The 1,130-nt window shown below is 40.6% G+C and carries 1 protein-coding gene and 1 pseudogene; both read right to left on the bottom strand.

Going from position 1 to position 1,130, the window contains the following annotated elements; all coding sequences use genetic code 11:
* Positions 1-180 (bottom strand): annotated as a pseudogene (locus ABJV04_RS19740) (hypothetical protein); the annotation flags it as partial.
* Positions 181-217: 37 nt separating this feature from the next.
* A partial coding sequence (gene secD, locus ABJV04_RS19735; RefSeq protein WP_348493310.1) for a protein translocase subunit SecD occupies positions 218-1,130 on the bottom strand: 913 nt, incomplete at its 5' end.

The raw sequence follows: 1,130 nt of genomic DNA, 5'->3' as shown, positions 1-1,130 counted from the left end.
TACATCTACAGCTTTCTCAAACTTCAAGACTATTTCTTTACCGCCTTTAAAGTCAATTCCGTACTGCAGTCCTTTCGTTACGATCGCTCCAATGGAAATTGCTAGCAATATCCCGGAGATCACGTAAGCTATCTTTCGTTTACTAACGAAATCAAAATTTGGTGTTTCAAACCATCTCATAATTATATCCTTTTACTCTTTTAAATTTCTTTGTTGATTAACCGAAGTTTACTGCGTCAGATTTAGCACGAGTCAAATAATCTACCACTACACGTGTGATAATAATTGCACTAAATAATGAGCAACAGATACCTGCAAGCAGTGTTACAGCGAATCCTTTGATCGGACCAACTCCGAAACTCAAAAGAACTAATGCTACAAAACCTGTAGTGATGTTGGCATCAAAAATAGCGCTCATTGCATTTGCATAACCTGCTGAAATTGCAGCTTTGATGGTTTTTCCGGTACGTTGCTCTTCACGAATACGATCGAAGATCAGCACGTTTGCATCTACCGCCATACCAATGGTCAGAACGATACCTGCCATTCCCGGAAGTGTTAACGTAGCTTTGAAGCCGGCTAAAATTCCCAAGATGAACACGATATTCAGTAACAATGCCAGATCAGCAACTGCACCACCTGTTCGGTAATACACGATCATAAAAATTGCCACGATCGATAAACCAATTAATACAGAGTTTAAACTCGCATCAATGGAAGCCTGACCAAGTGAAGCACCAACAGTACGCTCTTCAACGATCTCCAACGGAGCAGGAAGTGCACCTGAAAGCAGAATGTTTACCAAGTCATCGGCTTCGCCTACATTTTCAACCCCTGTAATGGATGAACGACCGTTACTTATCTTGGAAATCACATTTGGATAGGTGTATATAAAACCATCCAGAACAATTGCTACAGGTTTACCGATATTGGCTCCTGTAATTCTTGCCCAATCTCTTGCGCCTTCTGCATTCATAGTCATTGAAACTTCAGGAACATTGGTAGTAGGATCAAACTGAACGCTTGCCTCTTCAATAACATCACCTGTCATTTCAACATCCGTTTTAACTCCATATAGAGTAAAAACTTCTGTTACACCTTGTGGATTAGCCTGTGTATTTGCACTCCAC

Origin of the sequence: Aliiglaciecola sp., from assembly GCF_039982535.1 — a bacterium.
In the GTDB taxonomy this organism is placed as follows: Bacteria; Pseudomonadota; Gammaproteobacteria; order Enterobacterales; family Alteromonadaceae; genus Aliiglaciecola.
The sequence above is the reverse complement of the archived record's forward strand: the minus strand, read 5'-3'. Positions and strand labels throughout refer to the sequence as shown.